This window comes from Glycomyces amatae (genome assembly GCF_020991375.1).
GTDB classification, from domain to species: domain Bacteria; phylum Actinomycetota; class Actinomycetes; order Mycobacteriales; family Micromonosporaceae; genus Glycomyces; species Glycomyces amatae.
Window position 1 is genome coordinate 177,694 of the sequence record NZ_JAJLQZ010000004.1, and the last position, 20,911, is coordinate 198,604.

Here is a 20,911-nt window from a genome sequence, read left to right on the forward strand (position 1 = left end):
CACGCGAGGGGTGGTAGGCATGAGGCCGGTACGGTTCGTAGCCCTCTCAGAGGACGGTCATGCGCTGGTGCTCGCCGACGAACTCGGGAGGCTGCTGGCGCTGCCGCTCGACGAGCGCGTCGCGGCGGTGGTCGACGTCCCCGAGAGCGGCAAGGCCCTCAGGGCCAAAGGCGAAGGCGCGCAAGGCAAGGCCGAGGCGCCCCGGCGCCCGGTCCCGCAGCGGCCCGCCGCCGTCAACCTGTCCCCGCGCGACATCCAGACCCGCATCCGCGCCGGCGAGAGCGCCGAGGACATCGCCGCCTCCGCGCAGGTCGCGGTCGACCGCGTCCTGCGCTACGCCGGGCCGGTGCTCCAGGAGCGCGCCATGCTCGCCCAGGCCGCCCGCCGCTCGCGGCTGGCGACCTCCGAGCGCGGCGAGCGCATGTCCAATGTGGTGGACGTGAAGCTCGGCACGCACGGGGTCGACCCCGAGGCGGTCTCGTGGGACGCGTGGCGCACCGAGGACGGCTCGTGGCTCGTGCAGGCGTCGTGGTCCTCGGGCAAGACGACCGCCAGGGCGCGCTGGAAGCTCGACCGGGCCCGCCAGACGGTGACGCCGGACGACGAGATGGCCCAGTTCCTCTCGACGCCGCTGCCGCAGCAGGTCCCCGGCCCCAAGGAGGCGGTCCCCGACACGGGGATGCGCCCGGGCGACCCGGTGCGGCCCTCGCGCGACCCGATGCACGGCCTGCTCGAGCAGGACGAGTCGGGCCGCCCCGACCCGCTGCGGCGCGACCGCCTGCGGGAGGTCCTCGAGCGCCCGCTCGACGACATGCAGGGCCGCGGGAAGCGGACCTCGCAGCTGGGGCTGCCGGGCACGTCCGCGCCGGAGCAGCGCGAGACCCCCGAGGTCCCGTCGCTGGCGGTGCTGCGACCGGGCAAGCGCTCGGTGGCCGACGACGACCTGAACGGCCCGCCGCTCGCCGCGGCCGGGTCGAAGCCGCGCAACCAGCTCCCGGGCTGGGACGACGTCCTGTTCGGGAGCGCCGGCAAGGATTGAGCGATGCCTTCGCGGCGGGGCGGGCCTTCGGGCCCGCCCCGCTTCGCATTCGGGTCCGGTGCGCCGCGGGGCGGCGGGGGTCCGAGGGCAGCGCGAAGCGGGCGGCGGATCGATGGGCCCCCGTTCAACAACCCTGACACGGGGGTCCGACAGTCCGGCGGACCCGAGACCGGCTCGCGCTCAGGGGGAGGGCCGGTGGAGGTGTGGCGGGGGTTCGGGGCAGGGCAAAGCCGGACTTTTTTCTCGGGTCGCCCGACTAATCTGCGGGCCCCCGGTTCAACAACCCTGGCATGGGGGTCCGACGATTCGGATTGTTGCGAGGGGTGTTCGGGTTCGGAGGGGCGGGGGTGAGAGGGTTCGGTTTCGGGAGAGAAGTCGGTCATAATCACTGGCTTGCCGACCGGTAAGTAAATATGATTGCATGCGATGTCCCCGGTCATTGCCTCCCAGCTGCAGCGCACGTTCCGTGCCCTCGCCTATCCCGGATTCCGCGTGTACGCCGCCGGGCAGCTCGTGGGCACCCTCGCCTTCTGGCTCCAGACCACCGCCGTCAGCTGGCTCGTGCTCGAGCTCTCGGGGAACTCCGGCACCGCCCTCGGCCTGACCCTCGCCCTCCAGTTCGGGCCCTACCTCCTCTTCGGCCTCCAGGGCGGCAAGATCGCCGACAGCTTCGACAAGCGCCGCATCCTGCTCCTGTGCTCCCTCGGCTCGGCCAGCGTGACCGCCGTGCTCGGCGCGGTCGTCCTCACCGGACACATCGAGCTGTGGATGGTCTACCTCGGCATGTTCGCCTTCGGCTCCGTCGCCGTCGTCGAGGGCCCGGCCCGCCAGGCCTTCTACTCCGAGCTCGTCGACCTCGAGGCCCTCCCCAACGCCGTGGGCCTCGGCAGCGCCATCTTCAACACCAGCCGCATCGCCGGCCCCGCCCTCGCCGGGGTGCTCATCGCGCTCACCTCCACCGGCGCGGTCATCATCTCCTGCGCCGCGGTCTTCCTCGGCCCCGCGATCTCCTGCGCCGTGCTCCTGCGCCGCCGGCTCACCAACCCCGTGCGCCGCGCCGCCGACGCCGGCGGCATCCGCGAGGCCCTGCGCTACACCGCCGCCCGCCCCGACATCATCGCCGTCCTCGTCGTCTCGCTCCTGGTCTCGGGCTTCACCTTCAACTTCGCGCTGACCCTCTCGATGCTCGCCCGCACCGAGTTCGACACCGGCGCCGACAGCTACGGCCTGCTCCTGACCGCCCTCGCGGTCGGTGCGCTCGCCGGGTCGCTCGCCTCCGGCCGCCGCTCCGGGCGCCCGGGCCTGAACACCATGCTCGTCGCCTCGGGCCTGCTCGGCGTCGGCACCCTGCTCGTCGGCCTCGCCCCCACCCTGTGGGGCGCCATGCTCCTGCTCGGCCCCACCGGCTTCGCGATGGTCTACTACGCCCAGGCCGCCAACCAGCGCGTCCAGATGGGCGTCCGCGCCGACTACCGCGGCCGGGTCCTCAGCCTCTACATGCTGGTCTTCCTCGGCTCCACCGCGATCTTCGCGCCCCTGGTCGGCTGGTTCATGGAGCAGTACGGCGCCCGCTCGGGCCTGTGGCTCGGCGGCCTCGTCGCCATCGTCACGCCCGCCGCCGTGGCCCTCGCCAAGCGCGCCCAGATCCGCCGCCGCGCCGCCGCCCTCACCGGCAAGGCCATGCCCTGACCCGGCCCCGCCGGACCCCGCATCCCACTGGTTGAACCCCGCCTCACGGGCGGTCCCCACGTGTCGCCCGAGTCCTCCCGGACTGCCGGGAAACTCCTGCGTCCCCCCTGTCTCCCCAGTGCACACGAGCGTTACTTCCACGAAATTACTGTCCCGTCCCTTGGGATTTCACTGAATTAACTCCAGGTGTTGCTGCGAGGATAGGTCACATCGTGACAGCCCCCGACCACGCCGCGACGACACACCACTCGCCGCGGGCGCGTGTCACTCACCCCGAGTAGAGCCCCTGGAGGGAATCCAGTGAGCGCCTCCGCCACCGCAGTCCAGCACGCCGCACCCCAGGTGCGGACCGAGCGCCTCTTCGCCGCGCTCCCGCTCCCCGACAACGCCGTCGCCGACCTCGCCGAGGTCGTCTCCGACCTCAACATCGCGCGGCGCGGCACCCCCAGCAGACCGGGAGCGGTGGGCCGCAGGCCCGCCTCCGGGCGGCTCGTCCGCTCCGAGAACTGGCACCTGACCCTCGCCTTCCTCGGCGAGGTCCCCGTCGACCGGTGCGCCGACACCGCCGAGGCCATCGCGGCCGCCGCCCGCGAGGCCGGGCCGATGCGGCTGTGCGTCTCCGGCGGCGGCAGGTTCGGCCGCGGCCGTTACTCGGTGGTCTACGCCGGGCTCGACGGCGACGTCGCCGCCCTCGTCGACCTCGTCCACCGCATCAGGGCCGGGCTCATCGCGGGCGGGCTGCCCGTCGACCAGAAGCAGTACCGGCCGCACGTGACCCTCGCCCGCCCCGGCGACCGCGTCACCAACCAGCAGGCCGCGCAGGACCTGCTGGTCCTGCGCCGCTACTACGGCCCCAGCTGGACCGCGAACGAGGTCGTGCTCTACAAGTCCGACTTCGGCAAGGGCCCGGTCGGCGCGCAGCCCGACTACACGCCCGTCGCGACCGCCCCGCTCGGCGGCCCCTGAGCGCCCGACCGCCCCCGAGGGCGAGAAACCGGCTCGCGATCTGCGCGAAAGCCCGGAAGGCGGCCGTGGCGACCGGTAAAAAGAGTGCATGTCCCACAGCGCCTCCGGCACCGGCCGCCACCACATCGACGCGGTCGGGGCGCCTCCGGGCCGCCCCGGGACGCCCGCGAAGCGCCCGCTCGCCCGGGTGTTCCTGCGCACCTCGGGCCTCACCGCCCTCGTCTGCTGGGCGGTGCTGCTCGTCTGGGCCGCCTTCGGCACGGACGCGGGCACCGGCTCCTCCGGCGTCTACATGATCATCGGGACCGTCGCCTCGGTCCTCATCGTCGCCGCGCTCATCGCGACCGCCGTCTCCCGCGCCGGGCTGCGCACCATCGTCGCCGCGCTCCTGGCCGCGGTCTTCGCCGCCGCGGCCGGCTGGGCCGTCTTCTCCTCCATGCCCGAGGCCGGGCCCGGCCAGTTCATCACCCACCGGGCGGGGATCGCGACCCTCGCCTACGGCTTCGGCGTCGTCGGCGGCGGCCTCCTGGCCCTGTCGGAGTTCGTCGTCGAGGGCTACGCGGGCGCGCGCACCCCGGCCCCCAGGCGGCTGCGCCGCAAGGTCGCGGTGTTCGCCGCCGCGGTCACCGTGTTCGCGGCCGCCGCGCTCGCCCCCGCCATGTCGCTGTGGGCCGAACTGGCGAACCAGGACGTGCGGGTCAGCGACGCCGCCTCCGAGACCGGGCTCGACGGCCTCGCCGACCTCGCCGGCGTCGAGCGCTTCACCGTCACCCCCTACGGGTTCCTGCGCACCGACCACCCCACCGAGCGGACGCCGCAGGCGGTCACCATGCTCGACGCGACCACCGGGGCCGCGATCTGGTACCACCGCCGCTGGAACTGGATCGCCGCGCAGCAACCGGTCCTGTCGCACGCCCAGGACCTCGTGGCCCTCTCGGGCCCGCGCGCCGACCACGCCGCCGACTACCAGACCCGCGTCCTGCGCGCGCGCGACGGCGAGGAGGTCGCCACCGCCGACTTCGACGGCAGCCCCGGGCGCCTGCTCGCCCTCACCGAGGACCGGCTGCTCTACGCCGAGCCGGACCGCGCGGTCTTCCACGTCCACGACTTCGACGGCGAGCTGCTGTGGGACGCCGCGCTGCCCGACGGGTGCGCGGGCACCGCCGCCCAGGTCGCCGGCTCGCGGGTGCTCCTGCTCGCCGACTGCATGCCCGCCCCGGACCGGCTGGTCGCCCGCGACCTGGTGCTCGCCTTCGACCTCGACGACGGCGACGCCGCCTGGAGCCGCGAACTCGACCGCCGCGCCGAGGTCGTCCCCGAGTCCTTCCTGGTCGCCGAGAACGCCGTGGTCTTCGACAGCCGGATCGAGCACCGCGTCAGCGACGGGCCGTTCTCGGCGCGCCGCTTCGAGCACGAGCTCATCGCCCTCGACGTCGCGGACGGCGACGAGCGCTGGCACGTGCGCGACCAGAGCTTCGGGTCCACGAACTCCTCGGCCTGCGGTGGGACGCTGCACCTGTCGCGGCCGACCACCGAGCCGACCGCGGGGGTCGCGGCCACCGGCGACGCGAAGCCGCAGGCGCCCGAGGCGCAGCGGCGCACCGTCCAGGTCATCGAGTGCTTCACCGCCGAGGACCGCGAGGGCTCCTCGCTGGGGGTCATGGCCTACGACGCGGACTCGGGGAAGCTCCTCCACAGCGCCGCGGTGGAACTGGGCTACACGCCGCTCGACCCCGAGGCCGTGCGCGGCTGGGGCACGGTCCTGCCCGACAACCGGGCGCTGCTGGCCGCCGACCGCTCGCAGGACCCGAACCAGCCCGACTGCCGGCTCTACCAGGTCGAGGGCGACGAGGCCGCGCCCCTCGAGTTCGCGGCCGAGCGCGCCGACGGGACGCCGATCCCCGCGGACTGGTGCCACGAGGCCCAGCTGAGCGCCGTCGGCACCGGCGGGGCCGTCAGCTACGTCAACGACGACGGGACGCGCGGCATCGCCGTCGTCTCCTGACCGCCGCGCGAGCACCGGGAACGCGCGGCGTCCGGGAGGTGGACGGCGCCCGAACCCCGAGAATGATCAATCACTGTGATCGATTACCTGGACTCTGCGCATGAGTGATGCGCAAAACTAGGGTAGGGTGCTTCGCATGTGTGGAATCGTTGGATACGTCGGCCGCCGCGGCGCCGTCGACGTCGTGCTGGACGGCCTGCGCCGTCTCGAATACCGCGGCTACGACTCGGCGGGCGTCGCCCTCGTGCACGGCGGCGGGCTCGAAGTCGACAAGCGCGCCGGGAAGCTCGCGAACCTCGAGGCGGCCCTGGCCGACCACCCGCTCCCCGAGTCGTCCTGCGGCATCGGGCACACCCGCTGGGCCACCCACGGCGTGCCCTCCGACCGCAACGCGCACCCGCACCGGTCCGCCGACGGGAGCATCGCGCTCATCCACAACGGCATCATCGAGAACTTCGGGCAGCTGCGCACCGAGCTCGAGGCCGCCGGGATCGAGTTCGCCTCCGATACCGACACCGAGGTGGCCGCCCACCTCCTGGGCCGCGAGTACGCCGTGGACGGCGACCTCACCGAGGCCATGACGCGCGTGTGCGCGCGCCTCGAAGGCGCGTTCACGCTCCTGGCCGTCGCCGCCGACGACCCCGACACCGTGGTCGGCGCCCGCCGCAACTCCCCGCTCGTGGTCGGCCTCGGCGAGGACGAGTACTTCCTCGCCTCCGACGTGGCGGCCTTCATCGCCTACACCACCGACGCGATCGAGCTGGGCCAGGACCAGATCGTGACCATCTCCCGCGAGGGCGCGGCGATCCGCGGCTTCGACGGCGCCCCCCGCGAGGGCAAGCACTTCAGCGTCGACTGGGACATCGCCGCCGCCGAGAAGGGCGGCTTCGAGACGTTCATGCGCAAGGAGATCCACGAGCAGCCCGCCGCGGTCGCCGACACCCTGCGCGGGCGCATCGACGAGGCCGGGCAGATCGTCCTCGACGAGGTCCGCATGTCCGACCAGGACTTCCGCGACATCGACAAGGTCTTCATCATCGCCTGCGGCACCTCCTACCACGCGGGGCTGGTCACCAAGTACGCCATCGAGCACTGGACGCGCATCCCCTGCGAGGTCGAGCTCGCCAGCGAGTTCCGCTACCGCGACCCCGTGCTCGACCGCTCCACGCTGGTCGTCGCCATCTCGCAGTCCGGCGAGACCATGGACACGCTCATGGCGGTGCGCCACGCCAAGGACCAGAAGGCCCGCGTCCTGTCCATCTCGAACACCGTCGGGTCCACCATCCCGCGCGAGTCCGACGCGGTGCTCTACACCCGCGCCGGCATCGAGGTCGCCGTCGCCTCCACGAAGGCGTTCCTCACCCAGCTGGCCGCCTGCTACCTGGTGGGCCTGCACCTCGCGCAGGTGCGCGGCATCAAGTACGCCGACGAGGTCTCGGCCGTGCTCGACGAGCTCGTGGCCGCGCCCGGCAAGATCGCCAAGGTCATCGAGCACCTCGAGCCCGTCCGCCAGATGGCCCGCGACATCGCCGCGAAGATCGGCGCGGCCGCCGGGACCGACCGGGTCCTGTTCATCGGCCGCCACGTCGGCTACCCCGTCGCCCTCGAAGGCGCCCTCAAGCTCAAGGAGCTCGCGTACCTGCACGCGGAGGGCTTCGCGGCCGGGGAGCTCAAGCACGGCCCGATCTCGCTCATCGAGGACGGCACGCCGGTGATCGCGATCGTGCCGAGCCCGCGCGGGCGCTCGCTCCTGCACGACAAGATCGTCTCCAACATCCAGGAGGTCAAGGCCCGCGGCGCCCGGGTCATCGCGGTGTGCGAGGAGGGCGACCGGATCACCTCGGCGCACGCCGACCTCGTCATCGAGACGCCCGCGTCGCCGACGCTGCTCGCGCCGCTGCTGACCGCGGTCCCGCTCCAGGAGTTCGCGGCCGAGCTCGCCACGGCCCTGGGCCGCGACATCGACCAGCCGCGCAACCTCGCCAAGTCCGTCACGGTCGAATAGGCACGGTCGAATAGGCACGGCTGCATAAGCACGGCCGGAGAGGCACGCTTGGAGAGGCACTCTTGAAGCGGCACGGCCGAATAAGCGCCGCCGAATAAGCGCGGCCGGTCGTCGCCGCCGAGCAGCGATGCCGACCGGACCCGTTGCGGCGCAGACGCACCGCGTGCGCCGCTCGGCCGGCCGCCGCCCACTCGCCCGACCGCTTCGCCGCGCCCCCTTCGGGAGGCGCGGCGAAGTCGCGTCCGGGCCCGGACCGGCGGGTTCGCCGCGCTCGTCCCTTCCGCGCCGATCGCACTGCGCCGCTGGATATCCGGTGCTTCATGTCCTATGAGTGGAATGTTCGGGCCCGGTGTGCCTACACTCGCGCGGTGAAGCAACGCACCCTGATTTCGAGCGCCGTCGCGGTCACCGCGGCGGGCGCGATCACCCTCGCGGGCACCATGGTCGCCCAGGCCGAGGAGACCGGCGACGCCGCCCTGGCCGCCGCCATCGACGCCATCCTCAAGGACAACCGCCTCACCGACTCCCAGGCCGGCGTCGTCGTGGCCGACGCGGAGACCGGTGAGGTCCTCTACGACCGGGGCGGCGACAAGCGCGCCATCCCCGCCTCCAACGACAAGCTCTTCACCACCGCCGCCGCGCTCGAGCAGCTCGGCGGCGACTTCACCTACGCCACCGAGGTCACCGGCGACCGCCCCGTGGACGGCGTCGTCGCCGGCGACCTCTACCTGCGCGGCGCCGGCGACCCCACGATCCTCGAGGCCGACTACGACCGCCTCGCCGAGGACCTCGCCGACCTCGGCGTGTCCACGATCGACGGTGACCTGGTCGCCGACGACACCGCGTTCGACGCGGTCCGCTCCGGCGCCGAATGGGGCTGGTCCGACCTCCAGTACGTCTACGCCGCCGAGATCTCCGCGCTCACCGTCGCCTCCGGCGACGACTACAACGCCGGCTCGGTCCGGGTGTACATCGAGCCCGGCGCCGCCGAGGGCGACGCCGCGACGGTCGAGATGGTCCCCGCGAACGACTACGTCGAGATCGTCAACACCGCGACGACCGGCGCGAGCACGAGCATCAGCGTCAACCGCGACCCCCACGACAACGTCATCCGCGTCAGCGGCACCGTCGCGGCGGGCGGCGACGGCACCTACGCCACCCGCTCGGTCATCGAGCCCACCCAGCTCGTCGCCGACGTCTTCGCCGACTCGCTCGCCGACGCCGGGATCACCCTGAACGGCGACCTCCGCTTCGGCGAGGCCACCCCGCAGGGCGGCGAGCTCCTCGCCTCCCACGAGTCCGCGCCGCTGTCGGAGCTCACCGCCGACGTCCTCAAGCCCTCCAACGCCTCCATGGCCGAGGCGCTGTTCAAGACCCTCGGCTACCACGACAGCGGGCAGGGCACCTTCGCCTCCGGCAAGGCCGCCGTCTACGACGCCCTGCGGCCCTACGGCGTCGACGACGGCCCGGTCCGGATCGCCGACGGCTCCGGCATCTCCCGGCACAACATGCTCACCGCCGGCACGATCACCGACCTCCTGTCGGGCGTGAAGGACGCGTCCTGGTTCGGCACCTGGTACGACGCGCTCCCGATCGCCTGCGAGGACGGCACGCTCGCGAGCCGCATGTGCGGCACGCCCGCCGAGGGCAACGCGCGCGCCAAGACCGGGTCGATGACCAGCGTGTCGGCCCTGTCCGGGTACGTCACCGACGCCGACGGGCGCGAGCTCGTCTTCGGCGTGGTCTTCAACGACTTCCTGTACTCCACGGTCAAGGACATCGAGGACAAGATCGCCGCCGCCCTCGCCGGGTACAGCGCCTCCTCGACCGAGGCCGAGATCACGACGTTCGCGAACGTCGAGGAGATCGACATGCCCGAGGAGGACCCGAACGACCGCCTCGAGTGCAGCTGGGTCGAGCCGAGCGTCTGCTGACGCCCTGAGCGGCAACCGCACTCGAAGGGCCCGGACGCGCCGCGTCCGGGCCCTTCGCGTTCTCGAGGCGCTCCTAGGCGCGGCCGTAGGTGAGGCGCCGCAGCAGCACCTCGAACGGGCCGCGCGCCCCGGCCCGGGCCATCCAGGCCGCGAGGACCACCGTGGCGGCCCAGACGAGCACCGCGACCCCGGAGGCCGCCGCGTCGCCCAGCCGCGTCCCCAGGCCCCCGGCCGGCGGCGTGAACAGGGCGACGAACGCCACCGACTGGAGCAGGTAGCAGGTCAGTGACCGCTGCCCGCAGGCGGCGAGGGCGTTCGCGACCGGACCCGCGGCCCGGCCGGAGCGGGCGGCGGCCAGCGCGATGAGGGCCGCGTAGCCGAGGCCGGCGGCGAGCCCGGTGACGCTGTGGAGGACGTACACGGCGACGCCGTCCACGGCGCCCGGATGCCACAGCCGGGTGTCGGCGAACATGAGCGGCAGGCCGCCGACCACGCCGATGCCGATGCCCCACAGGGCGGTCCGCCGCAGCAGCGGCAGGTGCGAGGAGGGCTCGTCGAGGACGCGGCGGCGGGCGGCCCAGATGCCGAGCGCGAAGGCCGGGAGGACGCTGACGATGTAGAACGAGGACGTCATCGCGCTCCATACCGAGAGCCGCATGAACACGGCCTCGAGCGGGTCCTCGACGATGGTCGGCATCGCGTTGGCGTGGCCCGCGGCCTCGGCGGAGGCGCCGAGGGCGGCCACGACGACGAGGTGCGCGGCGGCGGCGATCCAGGCGGTGCGCACCAGCACGCGGTCCCGGCTCCACAGCAGACCGGCGAAGACCAGCCCGATGAGGCCGTAGGCGGCGAGGATGTCGCCGAAGAACAGCAGGAGCGCGTGACTGAAGCCGAAGGCGAGGAGCCAGGCGCTGCGGCGGCGCACGAGCCGCTTCACCAGCCGCGGCTCCACGCCGGCGCGCAGGCGCCGGTCGGCGAGGCGGGCGAGGCCGTACCCGAAGAGCGCGGCGAACATCGGCAGGGCCCGGCCGTCGACGAAGAGGACCTGGATCCCGGCGACGACCCGGTCGAGCGCGGTGCCGTCGACGGCGTAGCCGCGGAAGCCCGTGGTCTCGTGCGCGAGGAACATGTGCGCGTGGGCGAGCGCGATGAGCAGGAGCATGAGGCCCCTGGCCAGGTCGGGTGCGAGGGAGCGTTCGCGCAGCGGCGTGCTCATAATGGCGGGCGGGGCGAGTGACATCTCGTCTCCAAGTTTTAGGTACACGACTGTATCTAAAACTTTAAGATACACGATTGTAGCTAATGACGGGGGTCCCATGTCCGCAGAATCGACCGCGGGCCGCACGCGCCGGCGCGGCCAGGCGCTGCTCGACGCGATCTACACCGCCGCCGTCGAGGAGGCCGCCGACGCCGGGCCCGGACGGCTCACCATGGACGCCATCGCCAAACGCGCCGCCACCGCCCGCTCCACCCTCTACCGCCGCTGGAACGACCCCCGCGACCTCCTCCTCGACGCCCTCGCCGCCCTCCACCCCGTCGAGCAGCCCGCCCCCGGCGCCGACGACCTCCGCGGCGACCTCATCGCCTCCCTGCGCCTCATGTGCGACTGGGCCTTCAGCCCCGCCGGGCGCGCCGTCATGGCCATCGTCGCCGACCCCGGCCGCGATCCCGCCGCCGTCGAGGCGCTCTACGAGCACGTCTTCGCCAAGCGCGGCGGCACCTTCACCCGGACCGTGCTGCTCCACTACGCCGAGCACGGCCGCATCGCCGAAGACCGCCTCACCCCCGTCGTGCTCGACATCGGCGAGGCCCTGGTCACCAAGCGGCTCATGGACACCGGCGCCGACCCCGGCGACGCCTACCTCGCCGCCGTCGTGGACCAGGCGATCCTCCCCGCCGTCGGCCTCGCCCCCGGGACCGCCTGACACCGGCGGACACCGGGCGGCCGCGCCCGGTCACCCGCCGCGGTGAACCGTCCTGAAAGAGGGCGGTACGCCCGATCCCGTGGCACTCTTGACGGGTGATCGTCGCCGTGGGCATAGACGTAGTGGCAGTGGACCGCTTCGAGCGCGTGCTCGAACGCACCCCCCACGTGGCCGACAAGCTCTTCACCGAGGCCGAGCGCCGCGCCCCCGACGGGCGCGCCCGCCGCACCGAGTCCCTCGCCGCCCGCTTCGCCGCCAAGGAGGCCGTGGCCAAGGCCCTCGGCGCCCCCGGCGGGATGCACTGGGCCGACTGCGAAGTGCTCTCCCTGCCCGACGGGCGGCCCTCGCTCTCCATCACCGGATCGGTGGCCGCCGCCGCCGCACAGCGTGGCGTCTCCCGCTGGCACGTGTCGCTGTCGCATGATGGCGGTATCGCGACAGCGGTGGTGATCGCCGAGACGGCATGACGGCCTTCGCGGCCTGAGAGGGACAGCCATGAACGGTGCCTGGTCAGCAGCGGCGGTCCGCCGCGCCGAAGCCCAGCTCATGTCCCTGCTCCCGCCGGGCGCGCTCATGCAGCGCGCCGCCGCCGGACTCGCCGCCGAGTGCGCCCGGATCCTGCGGCAGCGCGGACCCAAGAGCCGCAACCGGACCGCGATCGGCAGCGGCGTGTACGGCGCGACCGTGACCGTCCTGGCCGGACCCGGCGACAACGGCGGCGACGCCCTCTACGCCGCCGCCCTCCTCGCCCGCCGCGGCGCCCGCGTCTTCGCCGTCCCCGTCATGGGCGACCGCGTCCACCCGCTCGCCGCCGCCGCGCTCACCCGCGCCGGGGGCCGCCTCGTCGCCCGCCCGCCCGACCACTGCGACCTGCTCCTGGACGGCGTGCTCGGCATCGGCGGCCGGCCCGGCCTCCCCGGACGCGCCATGGACCAGCTGGCCCGCATCGAGGCCGGCACCGTCGTCGCCGTCGACGTGCCCTCCGGAGTGGACGTCGACACCGGCGCCGTCCCCGCCGGGGCCGTCACCGCCGACGTCACCGTCACCTTCGGCGCGCGCAAGCCCTGCCACGTCCTCGGCCGCGCCTCGCTGCGCACCGGCCGGACCGTGCTCGTCGACATCGGACTCGGCCCGTACCTCGACCCGCACCCGGCGGTGCGCGTCGCGGAGGGGGCCGACATCGCCCGCTGGTGGCACGAGCCGGGACCCGAGGACGACAAGTACACCCGCGGCGTCGTCGGCGTCGCGGCCGGCTCCGAGCGCTACCCCGGCGCGGCCGTGCTCGCCACCGACGGGGCCCTCGCGGGCCCCACGGGGTACGTGCGCTACGCGGGCGCCGCCGCCGAGGCGGTGCGCCGGCGCCACCCCGAGGTCGTGTGCACCACGGCGGTCAAGGAGGCCGGGCGGGTCCAGGCCTGGCTGGCCGGGCCGGGCCTCGGCACCGACGAGGCCGCGCTCGCCGAGCTGCGGGACGCGCTCGCCTCGCCCGCGCCGGTCGTCCTGGACGCCGACGCGCTGACGCTCATCGGGGAGTACCCGTCGGTGCTGACCCGGCGGGAGGCGCCGGTGGTGCTGACGCCGCACGACCGCGAGTACGAGCGGCTGTACGGCTCGGCGCCCAGCGAGGACCGCGCCGCCGCCGCGGCGGCGCTGGCGAAGCGGCTCAACTGCACGGTGCTGCTCAAGGGCCACCACACGGTGGTCGCCGGGTGCGACGGCGCGGTGTGGGCCAACCCGACCGGGCGCCCGCAGCTGGCGACGGCCGGAGCGGGGGACGTGCTCGCGGGGTTCATGGCCTCGCTGCTGGCCTCGGGGATGGACGAGGTGCGGGCGGCGGTGGCGGCGGCGTTCCTGCACGGCCGCGCGGCCGGGACCGCCGCCGCGGGCCACCGCACCGTGACGGCCTCCGACGTGGCCCGCGCCCTGCCCGGCGCGGTCGGCGCGGTGCTGTCGGCGCACGGTTAAGAGCGATGCCGTTCGGTTAGGGGAGTCGGTCGCCGGTAGGTCGCCGGGGCCGGGTCGATCCTCGATTAGGGCTCGAGCAATCAGCGACGGTGTGGAGCACAGGGTTTGGGTGCATCGCCGAGGCCGGGTCGGTGCGCGGGTGGGGTTCCGGCGGCGACGGGGCCGTGGAGGCCGGGGCCGGGGTGCGTCGCCGGGGTCGGGCTGGTGCGCGGGTCAGGTTCGGGCGGGCGGCGACGGAGGCGTGGAGGCCGGGCTGGGGCGGGCTGCCGGGGCCGGGCGGGTTCTCGAGTGGGGTTCAGGCCATCAGCGACGGTGTGGCGGAGTGGCCGGTCCTGGGTGGGCTGCCGGGGCCGGGGCGGTGTGGGTGGCGCCGGGAACGGGCGGGCGCTCCGGTGGTGGTGGCGATGGTGTCGGTGAGTGCCGGTGCGGTGGCGGCTCGGCCGGTCGTCGATAGTGCGGCATGGCCGGTGCCGGTCGCCACCGCGGTAGCGGTGGTGGGGTCGGTGGCTGCCGGGTTCGTCGCAGCGGCCTGCCGCCGGGCGGCCTGTCGCCGGGCGGCCTGGTGCGCGGTACGTGCCGCAGGAGTGCTCGCACAGAGTATCGTCGTGGTCATGGTGGGTTCACCTCCTTCCAAAGGCGTGGTCGCGGGCACGCGGTCGTGAGCGTGCTGCTCGGTGGGGTCGCTGGGCAGTGCCGTCTCGCAGCGGGGTCTCATAGCGCCGCAGTAGATACCGGTTCCGCCGGTTCTCCCTGGCGTGCCGGACGATCATCGTCCTGTCGGGCCTGCCGGTCTTGTTCCTCCGGTTCGTCCTGTCCTTTCTGGTGGTGGTGGTCGGGTGGGTGTGCTGGATACGTGTGGGGGTGTGTGCGGGACTCCGACTGTGCTGGCCGGCGGTACCTCCTCAAGGAGGCCGCGCTCCCGTCACATGCCCGTAGACCGCGGTGACGGTGGTACCAGCGCAGGACCGGAACGCGGGACGAGCAACCCCCGTCCTCTATTGCGGGGGCGGTCCCGACACCAGTGGGCGGTACGAGCGGCCAGAGGCTGTCGTAGTCTGCATTAAGTGAACACATCTCGTTCGCTTGCACTGATTCCGTAACCCTGTACGTACCCCAATTCTCCTCCCATCAGCCTCCTGGCGGCAACACCCACATGGGTAGAGAACCCTCATGTTTCCACCGGTGCCCCTGCGCCGCAACGATATCCACACCCCACACCGACGCCCCGCCCGCCCGGCCCACACCGGCCCCCGGGCCCGCCAACGGACACCGGCCCCGCACACACCGCTTCGTCGCCGCCGCCCTGACCACCACCTCCGCACCACCGGCAACCCACCAACCCACCTCCGGTGCCGTCCTGCCTTCTCGTCGCCGCCGCTTGAAGCCGGCCTGACCTCCTACCGGCACCGACTCCAAGCCCATGACTCCGGCCACGGCGACTCCGCAGACCGGCCCGTACCCGTGGCGGCCCCCACCAGCGATCACCTCCCCGAACACCCGCCACCCGCGCCGACGCCGACGCCCTGACTGAACGGCACTGCGGCCAAGTGCGGGCGGGTCCGCGGAACGGATCATGGACGCTCAGAGCATCGACCGTCCACCAACCCCCGGCCGCCAGGAGAGGGAAGGGCACTGTCGCGCCGCTCGATCCTTCCGCCGGGGCCCGACGGGAATCGGGCCTCCGGCGCCCTCTCGGCGGGAATGCCACCCGAACGTGGGCCTCCCGGCTCCACCGGGATCCGTGCGCTGACCGTATCTCCTCGGTGACACCGGACGTCCCCGCCGCTCGGTGCTCAGAGTCCGCTCACCAGTCCTCGCCCGCGCGCTTGATCCGCGACGGGGCCAGGCCGGTCTCGTCGAGCAGGTAGGTCCGCATGGCCTCCAGGCCCGGCGAGTACACGTGCAGGCTCACCGCCGGCGCGTCCGAGTCGTTGCGCATCGCGTGCACCGTGCGGTCGTCGACGACCGAGACCTCCCCGGCCGCCAGCGGCTTGCGCCGCAGCCCCGGGAAGTCGCCCGGCCGCACCGTGTACTCGGTGAGCAGCCCCGACACGACCGCCACGGCCGCCGCCGCGGGCAGCGCGACGCCCCCGTGGTCGTGCAGGTCGGTGCCCTGCCCCGGCAGCCACGCCAGGAGCCAGGCCTCGTGGCCGGGCCCGGCCAGCACCCGGCGGGCCCACCGGCTGCCCTTCGTGAAGCGCGGGCGCAGCGTCAGGTTGGCGGCGTAGCAGCCCGCGAGGGCCGCCAGCCGCTCGCCGCCGAGAACGGCACTGTCGCGGACGGCGCTGTCGTGGACGGCACCGCTGTGGGCGGCACCGCCGAGAACGGCGCCGGCGGGAGCGGAATCGAGGAGGCGGGCCGCCGGAGACGGCGCGGCCGTGGTGATGATGCTCATCGAGCGGAAGACCTTCGGTGTGTCGGAACGGTTGTCGGAACTGGGCGCGCCGAGCGGCGACGAGCAGCTCAGCGCTGGTGACAGCGGCGACAAGGACACGACGTGAAGGCCATACGCCGCATGATACCAATTCACAGGCAACTCACAGCGGCGACACACCTTCGGTGGAACGCTCGCTACGCTGCGAATTTGTCACGGCCGGGGTCTTCCCGAGCCCCATCCGGCGCGCTAGGCTCATGTTCGGCCTCCCGGCACCCCGGGTCCGCGCGCCTCCCCGGTGATCTCGCGGACCTCCGCCCGCCGAGGGGCCCCGCGCCCGAACGCAGCGCAGTGTGCACCCCGACCTCCCGGAATCCGAAGGAGCACCCTCCTCGTGAAGCAGTCGTCTGTCCGACGCAAGTGGACGTCCGCCGCCGTCGTCGGCGGCCTCCTGGTCGCCTCGGTGGGGGGCGCCCCCGCCTGGGCCCAGCGCGACACCTCGGAGATCAACGACGAGATCGACGCCGCCGACGAGGACCTGGGCGCGGCGGTCGAGGAGTACAACCAGCTCGCCCAGCAGGTCGACGACAACAGGGCGCTCATCGAGGACACCGAGGCGTCCCTGTCCGTCGCCGAGGAGGACCTCGACGCCCTGCGCGACCAGCTCGCCGACTACATCAACACCACCTATGTGGAACAGGGCATCGGCGACGCGGCGATGCTCCTCGAGTCGGGCTCCCCGGACGCGTTCGTCGAGCGCCTCGACCGGCTCAACTCGGCGAACCTCTACAACTTCGCCCTCATGGACGACCTCAAGGCCGCCTCCGAGGAGTACACGACCCAGCTCGACCTCCTCAACGACCTCCAGGCGGACCTGGAGACCGAGGAGGCCGAGCTCCAGGCGACCGCCGACGAGCTCACCCAGCGCATGGACGACCTCGAAGAGGAGTGGAAGACCGCCGCGGGCGAGGAGGTCGTCGAGTACGACCTGCCGCACATGACCGATGAGCAGTGGGCGGTCGTCGACTTCGCCCTCGACCAGCTCGGCGAGCCGTACGTGTGGGGCTCGGCCGGCCCGAACTCCTGGGACTGCTCCGGCCTCATGCTCGGCGCCTACGCGCAGATCGGCATCAGCCTGCCGCACAACGCCGCCGCGCAGAACAACCTCGTCGCCAGCATCAGCGAGGACGAGCTCCAGCCGGGCGACTTCGTGTTCTACAACAACCTCGCGCACGTCGGCATGTACATCGGCAACGGCCTGATCGTCCACGCCCCCAACTCGACCACCGTCGTGAAGATCGTCGAGCTCCACCACGGCAACGTCTACTACGGCGCGGGCACGCTCCTGCACTAGACCCTCAGCGAGAACGGAGGCCCTGCGAGCGATCGCGGGGCCTTCGCCGTGCCGGCGGCCGGCGCCCGGCCGCGTTCGGTCAGGCGCGCCCGGTCACTTCGGGTCGCAGCGGACCACGAGGATCGCGATGTCGTCGCGCGGGGACTCCGGCGAGAACGCCTCCACGGCCTCCAGGAGGGCCGTGGCGACCTGCCGGGCGCTCTTGCCCGCCGCGTCCCGCACCGCCCGCTCGATCCGCTCGTGGCCGAACATGGCGGCGCCGTCGCGCCGCTCGGTCACGCCGTCGGTGAAGAACACCAGGGCGTCGCCGGGCTCGAGCACGACCCGCTCGGGGTTGACCTTGACGTCGGGGAACAGCCCGACCGCCGTGCCCTCCCGGCCGACCCAGTCGGCGGTGCCGTCCGCGCGCAGCAGCAGCGGGCGGTCGTGCCCCGACAGGCACAGGGTCGCGGTCAGCGTCCCGGTCTCGCCGCGGTCGAGCAGGGCCGAGGCGATCGTGGCGTAGCGCATGTCGCCGGGCTGCTCCAGCAGCGTCGCGTTGAGCAGCTCGAGCGCGCGCGGCAGCGGGCGGCCGTCGCGGGCCATGACCCGCAGGACGTCCCGGACGACGCCGGTGACCGCCGCGGCCTGGGCGCCCTTGCCGCACACGTCGCCGATCGCCACCCACAGCCGGTGGTCGGGCAGCTCGGTCGCGTCGTAGAAGTCGCCGCCGACCTCGGTGCCGATCACCGGGCCCGGGCCGGACCCGGGCAGGCGGCGCGCGGTGGCCGGCAGGTACTCGGCCGCGAAGGACACCCCGGCGACGTCCGGGAGCGACCCGGGCATGAGGGCGGACTGGAGCTCGTGGGCGACCGCCTGGCGCTCGGCGTGGATGCGGGCGTTGTCGAGCGCCAGCGCCGAGCGCTTGGCGAGGTCGGCGACGACCGCGCGCTCCTCCGAGGAGTGGTGGCGTTCGATGTGGCGTCCGACGGTGAGGACGCCGATGGTGGAGCCGCGCGCCGACAGGGGCACGGCGATGCCGTCGAGGCCGCGCGGCACGGGCAGCTCCATGCCCGTCCACCCGTCGGTGGCGAGGGCGGCGGCCAGCGGCGGGGCGGCGTCCTCGAGCTTGCGGCGCAGGTGCTCGAGCTCGGACTCCTCGACGTGGGTGAGGGCGGCGGCGCGCAGCTCCCCGGCGTCGCCGGTGAGGTGGACGGCGGCCCAGCGGCCCAGCTGGGGGACCACGAGCTGGGGGATGAGGGCGACGGTGAGGTGCTCCTCGAGGGAGTGGGCGAGGAGCTCGCCGGCCTCGGCGAGGTAGGTGAGCCAGCCGGAGCGGCGCTGCTCGTCGGTGCGCATGCGGTCGATCTGGACGGCCAGGGCGATGCGCTCGGCGACGAGCTCGGCGAGGGGCCGCCAAGAGGGCAGCGGCTCGCCGGCGAGGAGGAGCTTGCCGGTGGCGGGGGCGGTGAGCGGGAGGGGGACGGCGAGGGCGATGTTGCCGACGTCGCCGAACTTGGCGAGGATCTGCGCGCCGGTGCCGTCCCCGGCGTCGTACTCGATGGCGCCGCCGCCGGCGGCGGTGGCGTCGTGGCAGCGGGCGAGCAGCTCGGTGACGAGCTGGTCGAGCGGCAGCCGCGACTGGAGGGCGGGGGCGACGGTGAGGAGCGCGGCGAGCTGGCCCAGGTCGGGGAGGGCGGTGTCGGCGTCGGCGTCGACCGCGGGGCGGGGCGCGGGCGGAGCGTCGGGGTCGCGGTCGATGCGGAACCAGATGGACTTGCCGGTCGCGTCGTGGGTGGTGCCCCAGGAGGACGCGAACCGGTCGACCAGGAGCAGGCCGCGGCCGCCCTCGGCGGTGACCTCGGGCATGGCCGCCTCGACCGGGTCGATGCCGCCGGAGCGGTAGTCGGTCACGGTGACCCGCACGCCGATGGGGTCGGCGGCGACGGTGAGGTTGATGTCGGTCCCGGCGTGCACGACGCCGTTGGTGGCCAGCTCGGTGGTGAGCAGGAGCGTCTCGTCGAGCAGCTCGGAGAGCCCGGCCTCGGACAGGACCGCGCGGACGGCGGCGCGTGCGGCTGCGGGTGAGCGGTCGTCGGCCGGCAGCCGCAGCCGGCGAGCGGCCCTCTCGGGGTACGTCACCGGCCCAGTGTATGCCCGCGCCGCCGCCGCCCGACGCACCCGTTCGGCGGGTGCCGCCAGCTCACGGGCCGCGGACGGCGGCGGCCGCCCCGGTCCGGTGGGGGCCGGGGCGGCCGCGGTGCGATCGAAAGGGCAGTCGCCTTGGGGCGCTTGCCCGCCCGCCGTTCGGGCGGGAGCGGCGGGAGTGCTACTCCCAGCTGGCCGCGGTCTTGCGGCGGCGCATGACGTAGAACACGGCGGCGCCGGCGAGGAGCGCGGCGGCGGCCGAGGAGACCAGGACGATCGAGGAGTTGCCGGTGGTGGGCAGCTGCTCGGAGGCCTCGCCGTCCGTTTCGTGTCCGGGGAGCCCGTCGACGTCGTCGATGTCGGCGAGGAACAGGAACAGGCCGTAGCCGATGTAGAAGTCGCCGTTCTCCGACGGCTCGGTCTCGACGAGGCTCAGGAGGTTCGCGTTCTCGTTGTAGTCGAGGCTGATGCCGGTCGCGTCGAGGAAGTCGCCGAGTTCGGCATCGTCGAGGTCCTCGGCCCAGTACGCGGCGACGTCGTCCTCGGTGACGCCTTCGTCGGTGACGGCGAAGGTCAGCGGCGACTCCGCGGCGAGGCCGTAGGTCGCTCCCTCCTCAGGGGCGAAGTCGATCAGCAGGCAGGTGACGCCCCACTCTGTGACATAGCAGTTGTCGTAGTAGACCTCGGCGTATGCCCGGTGGCTGTTCTCCCAGTCCTCGGAGGCGATCGATTCGAGGCTGATCGAGTCGGTGAAGGTGACGACGGTGGCGACGCGGTTCTCCTCAGGCGCGTCGGCGACGTGGAACTGCGGGTCGGCGTTGACGGTCGAGCCCGGGGCCGCGTCCTCCAGAACCTGGTCGAGGAACGTGTACGAGTAGTGCGCGCCCTCTCCGGGGAGCTCAGGCTCCTGAACGCCGCCTGGGTCCTCGCCCTCGGGCGCCTCCTGGTAGTCCTCGCCGACCTGGACCTGCCCTTCGATGCCGACCTCGTCCTCACCGTTGACGAGGGCCGTGACCGTGTAGGGGATCGTGTCCCCGGGGGCACCGGCGTCACCGAGGCTCATCTCGAAGTGCATGAACGTGCCGGCGATGTCGCTGGAGCCGTCGTCGACGCAGACGAGGCGGTCAGCGGCGAATTCGCAGCGGTCGTCGTAGGGGACGACGAGCTCGATCGCCCCCGGGGCGGCGGTGAAGTCGACCTCGTACTCGATGCGGTCGCCCTGGCTCGCGTCGGGGCCCTCGATGGACAGGTAGCCTTCCTGACCCTCGTATTCGAGCGAGGCGAACTGCTCGTCGGTCTCGGATGAGTTGAACCAGACGGCCAGGTACTCGTAATCCGTTTGCGCGAAGGCCGGGGCTCCGGCCGCGAGCGCGAGGGCCGCCGCGGCCGTGCCGGCGCCCGCGGTGCGCAGACCGGTCTTGATGAAGGGGGACATGGATCTCCTGTGGGGTCGTTGCGGGGGGTACGCGCCTCCGCGGTCCTCCACTGATCAGGACTCGCCCGTGGAAGCGCTGCGCCATGCACACGC

15 protein-coding genes are annotated in these 20,911 nt (G+C 73.4%); 11 read left to right on the plus strand and 4 right to left on the minus strand.

Annotation, left to right across the window (positions count from 1 at the left end; translation table 11 throughout):
- Positions 1 to 19 precede the first annotated feature (19 nt).
- The 6 genes from sepH (at position 20) to dacB (ending at position 9,638) form a co-directional block, all read left to right on the plus strand.
- Positions 20 to 1,039: a septation protein SepH gene (gene sepH / locus LO763_RS08120; RefSeq protein WP_255672003.1), complete on the plus strand. Its 1,020-nt coding sequence runs from the start codon at positions 20 to 22 to the stop codon at positions 1,037 to 1,039.
- 426 nt (positions 1,040 to 1,465) lie between these two features.
- Positions 1,466 to 2,728 (plus strand): MFS transporter, encoded by a 1,263-nt coding sequence (locus LO763_RS08125; protein WP_230601470.1) that lies wholly within the window; start codon positions 1,466 to 1,468, stop codon positions 2,726 to 2,728.
- Positions 2,729 to 3,028: 300 nt separating this feature from the next.
- Entirely contained in the window at positions 3,029 to 3,694 is a 666-nt protein-coding gene (gene thpR, locus LO763_RS08130; protein WP_230601471.1) for an RNA 2',3'-cyclic phosphodiesterase, read from the plus strand.
- A gap of 88 nt (positions 3,695 to 3,782) precedes the next feature.
- Positions 3,783 to 5,699 carry an outer membrane protein assembly factor BamB family protein gene (locus tag LO763_RS08135; RefSeq protein ID WP_230601472.1) on the plus strand — a complete coding sequence of 639 codons (1,917 nt, stop codon included), beginning with the start codon at positions 3,783 to 3,785 and terminating at the stop codon, positions 5,697 to 5,699.
- 136 nt (positions 5,700 to 5,835) lie between these two features.
- Entirely contained in the window at positions 5,836 to 7,704 is a 1,869-nt protein-coding gene (gene glmS, locus LO763_RS08140) for a glutamine--fructose-6-phosphate transaminase (isomerizing) (protein ID WP_230601473.1), read from the plus strand.
- A gap of 368 nt (positions 7,705 to 8,072) precedes the next feature.
- Positions 8,073 to 9,638, plus strand: a complete 1,566-nt coding sequence (gene dacB / locus LO763_RS08145; RefSeq protein ID WP_230601474.1) for a D-alanyl-D-alanine carboxypeptidase/D-alanyl-D-alanine endopeptidase — start codon at positions 8,073 to 8,075, stop codon at positions 9,636 to 9,638.
- Between the two features lie 73 nt (positions 9,639 to 9,711).
- Here dacB and LO763_RS08150 read toward each other — a convergent pair whose 3' ends face one another.
- Positions 9,712 to 10,878, minus strand: a complete 1,167-nt coding sequence (locus LO763_RS08150; protein WP_230601476.1) for a DUF418 domain-containing protein — start codon at positions 10,876 to 10,878, stop codon at positions 9,712 to 9,714.
- A 76-nt stretch (positions 10,879 to 10,954) separates the two neighbouring features.
- Here LO763_RS08150 and LO763_RS08155 point away from each other — a divergent pair, with 76 nt between their 5' ends.
- The 3 genes from LO763_RS08155 to LO763_RS08165 all read left to right on the plus strand — a co-directional run bounded on the left by LO763_RS08155 (position 10,955) and on the right by LO763_RS08165 (position 13,528).
- Positions 10,955 to 11,563 carry a TetR/AcrR family transcriptional regulator gene (locus LO763_RS08155; RefSeq protein ID WP_230601477.1) on the plus strand — a complete coding sequence of 203 codons (609 nt, stop codon included), beginning with the start codon at positions 10,955 to 10,957 and terminating at the stop codon, positions 11,561 to 11,563.
- Between the two features lie 95 nt (positions 11,564 to 11,658).
- A complete protein-coding gene (locus LO763_RS08160; protein ID WP_369431941.1) occupies positions 11,659 to 12,030 on the plus strand; it encodes a holo-ACP synthase in 372 nt (123 codons plus the stop codon).
- 28 nt (positions 12,031 to 12,058) lie between these two features.
- Positions 12,059 to 13,528, plus strand: a complete 1,470-nt coding sequence (locus LO763_RS08165; RefSeq protein ID WP_230601480.1) for an NAD(P)H-hydrate dehydratase — start codon at positions 12,059 to 12,061, stop codon at positions 13,526 to 13,528.
- A 1,804-nt stretch (positions 13,529 to 15,332) separates the two neighbouring features.
- On the opposite strand, the gene LO763_RS08175 is transcribed toward LO763_RS08165, so the two are convergent.
- Complete coding sequence (locus LO763_RS08175; RefSeq protein ID WP_230601481.1) at positions 15,333 to 15,923, minus strand: cysteine dioxygenase; 591 nt, start codon at positions 15,921 to 15,923, stop codon at positions 15,333 to 15,335.
- Between LO763_RS08175 and LO763_RS28805 the strand changes: the two genes are divergently transcribed.
- A complete protein-coding gene (locus LO763_RS28805; RefSeq protein ID WP_255672005.1) occupies positions 15,907 to 16,029 on the plus strand; it encodes a hypothetical protein in 123 nt (40 codons plus the stop codon). The genes LO763_RS08175 and LO763_RS28805 overlap by 17 nt on opposite strands.
- A 267-nt stretch (positions 16,030 to 16,296) precedes the next feature.
- On the plus strand, positions 16,297 to 17,256 hold the full coding sequence (locus LO763_RS29670) for a C40 family peptidase (protein WP_230601483.1): 960 nt from the start codon (positions 16,297 to 16,299) through the stop codon (positions 17,254 to 17,256).
- Between the two features lie 93 nt (positions 17,257 to 17,349).
- On the opposite strand, the gene LO763_RS08185 is transcribed toward LO763_RS29670, so the two are convergent.
- Both LO763_RS08185 and LO763_RS29370 read right to left on the minus strand, forming a co-directional pair.
- Positions 17,350 to 19,377, minus strand: coding sequence for a SpoIIE family protein phosphatase (locus LO763_RS08185; protein WP_230601484.1), 2,028 nt, complete (start codon positions 19,375 to 19,377; stop codon positions 17,350 to 17,352).
- A gap of 187 nt (positions 19,378 to 19,564) precedes the next feature.
- Positions 19,565 to 20,818, minus strand: a complete 1,254-nt coding sequence (locus tag LO763_RS29370; protein WP_304608802.1) for an LPXTG cell wall anchor domain-containing protein — start codon at positions 20,816 to 20,818, stop codon at positions 19,565 to 19,567.
- Between the last annotated feature and the right edge of the window lie 93 nt (positions 20,819 to 20,911).

Coding starts and splice junctions, on each gene's coding strand:
- sepH (WP_255672003.1), top strand. CDS start 20: ATGAGGCCGGTACGGTTCGTAGCCCTCTCAGAGGACGGTCATGCGCTG.
- LO763_RS08125 (WP_230601470.1), top strand. CDS start 1,466: ATGTCCCCGGTCATTGCCTCCCAGCTGCAGCGCACGTTCCGTGCCCTC.
- LO763_RS08135 (WP_230601472.1), top strand. CDS start 3,783: ATGTCCCACAGCGCCTCCGGCACCGGCCGCCACCACATCGACGCGGTC.
- glmS (WP_230601473.1), top strand. CDS start 5,836: ATGTGTGGAATCGTTGGATACGTCGGCCGCCGCGGCGCCGTCGACGTC.
- LO763_RS08150 (WP_230601476.1), bottom strand. CDS start 10,878: ATGTCACTCGCCCCGCCCGCCATTATGAGCACGCCGCTGCGCGAACGC.
- LO763_RS08155 (WP_230601477.1), top strand. CDS start 10,955: ATGTCCGCAGAATCGACCGCGGGCCGCACGCGCCGGCGCGGCCAGGCG.
- LO763_RS08165 (WP_230601480.1), top strand. CDS start 12,059: ATGAACGGTGCCTGGTCAGCAGCGGCGGTCCGCCGCGCCGAAGCCCAG.
- LO763_RS08175 (WP_230601481.1), bottom strand. CDS start 15,923: ATGAGCATCATCACCACGGCCGCGCCGTCTCCGGCGGCCCGCCTCCTC.
- LO763_RS29370 (WP_304608802.1), bottom strand. CDS start 20,818: ATGTCCCCCTTCATCAAGACCGGTCTGCGCACCGCGGGCGCCGGCACG.